At 51.5% G+C, this 2696-nt stretch carries 3 protein-coding genes and 1 pseudogene; all 4 read left to right on the forward strand.

The features are described 5' to 3' along the window. A pseudogene (locus QCH34_RS10325) lies at positions 1-232 on the forward strand (succinate--CoA ligase subunit alpha); the annotation flags it as partial. Positions 233-255: 23 nt separating this feature from the next. Then, entirely contained in the window at positions 256-1035 is a 780-nt protein-coding gene (locus tag QCH34_RS10330; RefSeq protein WP_300333785.1) for a diadenylate cyclase, read from the forward strand. Positions 1036-1096: 61 nt separating this feature from the next. Beyond that, positions 1097-2302 (forward strand): methionine adenosyltransferase, encoded by a 1206-nt coding sequence (locus QCH34_RS10335; protein ID WP_300333787.1) that lies wholly within the window; start codon positions 1097-1099, stop codon positions 2300-2302. Continuing rightward, positions 2283-2696, forward strand: a 414-nt coding sequence (gene hisG, locus QCH34_RS10340) for an ATP phosphoribosyltransferase (RefSeq protein WP_300333790.1), incomplete at its 3' end; no start/stop codon positions are given. The genes QCH34_RS10335 and hisG, both read left to right, overlap by 20 nt.

Here is a 2696-nt window from a genome sequence, read left to right on the forward strand (position 1 = left end):
TGGTGCACTTGAGATCGAAGGTGCCGAAGCTGCACTCTCGCTCGATCTGCCACTGGTTGCCTATATCGCAGGCATCTCTGCTCCAAAAGAGAAGAGAATGGGCCATGCCGGTGCCATCATCGAAGGGGGTGAAGGTGATGCAGCATCGAAGATACAACGACTGGAGGCGATGGGTATCACCGTTGCAGCACGGCCATCCGAACTTCCCTCAAAAATACGCGAACTGTTATGATCGTGGATAAAGATCAGGTACTGATGGCAGCAGCAGCAGATCTTGCACGTTCAGTTGATGCCATAGCCATCCTCTCATTCCTCGAATCACAGCCATTTGAGTCTGATGTGCCGGTCATCTGGGTGAAGGAGCATCAGCCTGATCTGATGATCAAAAAAAATATGCAGGAACTCCTGCTCTTCTGCGAGCACCATATTCTTGATGCAGTTGTTCAGTATCATCTCAGAACCGAGGTTGCAAGCGGGAAGATCATCGGAGTCTTCCCATTTGCCATCCTCATCTATGATGTCGGGGATGGGCGTGATTACCTTGATCTCGCCAGCTATGAAGATATAGTTCCATCCGATATCCTCCATTCCTCCCTCGCCCTTGCAATTGAGATTGCACATGAAGGGAGGGAAGGGCGAAATATCGGAACCGCGTTTATCATCGGCGATGGTTCATCCCTCCTTGCCCGCTCGCACCAGGCTATCCTGAATCCCTATGCCGGCCACCCGCTGTCTGTCTGTGATATCAGGAATCGTGAGAACTGGGAGAGTGTCAAGGAGTTTGCGCAGCTTGACGGCGTCTTTATCATTACAAAAGAAGGATACATCACCGCCGCAGGCCGCTACATCGATGCGGATTCACGCGGAGTAAGCCTTCCATCAGGGCTTGGCGGCCGCCATATGGCAACAGCTGCGATTACCCGGGATGTTCCGGCTGTCGGGATCACCGTATCCGAGAGCGGCGGACTTGTCAGGGTCTTCCGCGATGGTGTCTGCAGGCTGACACTCCGATCAGAGGTGGCGCTGACCAGATGAACAATGTTAAATCAAATCCAGTCTTTTTTTATATACTGACAGAAACAAAATGAGGCTTCTCATGAAACGCACTATCAACGTTGAATCACTCCGGCAGATGCCGATTGAAGAACAGGCAATTGAACTTGTTGAACGCAAATGCATCGGGCACCCCGATAGTATCGCAGACGGAGTGGCAGAGGCCATCAGCCGCGCGCTCTGCCGTGAATATGAAAGCCAGTGTGAAGCAGTCCTCCATCACAACACCGATCAGGGTGAGGTTGTTGCCGGAGCTTCCCTCCCGTCATTTGGCGGTGGAAAGATCGTTCGTCCGATCTATCTTCTGCTGACGGGAAGAGCAACAAAATGTTTTGAGGGGCGTGTCATCCCAACCGATGCAACAGCAGTTGAAGCAGCCAGGGAATACCTGAAAGAGACCCTTCCCACACTGAACATGGAACGGGACATTATTGTTGACTGCCGTATGGGTGACGGGTCAACCGATCTCTGTGATGTCTTTAAATCCTGTGGTGGAAACGCCGTTCCAAGGGCAAATGACACCTCCTTTGGTGTCGGGCATGCACCGTTCTCTGAAGTCGAACAGATCGTGCTTGCCATGGATCAGGAGATCGCCTCTGTTCTCCGTCCGAAAAATCCGGCGATCGGATATGATATCAAGATCATGGGTCTTCGTCATGGTGAGGAGATGACTTACACCATCGCATCAGCCATGGTGGACCGGTACTGCTCATCCATCGATGACTATGTCGAGGTGACGGAGTTCATGAAGGAAGGACTTGAGGCAGTTGCCCGGAGACATACCAAACGCAAGGTCTCTGTTGCGGTAAATACTGCTGATGATATCAAGAGCCAGAGCCTCTTCCTGACTGTAAACGGAACATCTGCCGAGATGGGTGACGATGGGTCGGTTGGACGTGGAAACCGGATCAATGGGCTGATTACCCCGAACCGTCCGATGAGTATGGAAGCAGCAAGCGGGAAGAACCCGATCAACCATATCGGCAAGATCTACAACCTCCTTTCAACCGAGATCGCACAGGAAGCATGCACAAAGGTTGATGGCATCACCGAGATGTATGTCCGTCTCCTCTCACAGATCGGCCATCCGATCGATCATCCACTCGTGGCGAGCGTGCAGATTATTACCGAGAATGGTGCTGACTTTGGCAGTATCTCCCGTGATGTTGAAGAGATCGTGAATAACGGGCTTGCGAATATATCCAGTATCACCGAGAGGGTTATCAAAGGTGAACTCAAGACCTTCTGATCTGATCAGACTGGCAATCCCGAATAAGGGAAGGATTGCTGAGCCCATTAACGATCTCATCGAGAAGAGCGGCCTCCATATCATTACCTCGGGGGATAGACGGTTGATCGCAAAAACCGTCGATCCTCATGTTGAGATACTGTATGTTCGCCCGATTGACATTCCCGAATACGTTGCGCAGGGAGTGGCTGATATCGGCATCACCGGACTTGATATGGTCGCAGAACGCGGATCAGATGTTCTTGAACTTCTTGACCTCAAAATGGGACAGGCCCGTCTTATTGTGGCTGTTCCAGAGGATTCCAGCTATCATGAGCTTGGTGATCTTGCGGGAAAGAAGGTTGCAACGGAATTTCCCGGGATCACCCGGAAATTTTTTGCAGATCATGGTGTC

The organism is Methanocalculus sp. (genome assembly GCF_029762515.1).
Taxonomy (GTDB): Archaea; Halobacteriota; Methanomicrobia; order Methanomicrobiales; family Methanocorpusculaceae; genus Methanocalculus.

Coding starts and splice junctions, on each gene's coding strand:
- QCH34_RS10335 (WP_300333787.1), top strand. CDS start 1,097: ATGAAACGCACTATCAACGTTGAATCACTCCGGCAGATGCCGATTGAA.
- QCH34_RS10330 (WP_300333785.1), top strand. CDS start 256: ATGGCAGCAGCAGCAGATCTTGCACGTTCAGTTGATGCCATAGCCATC.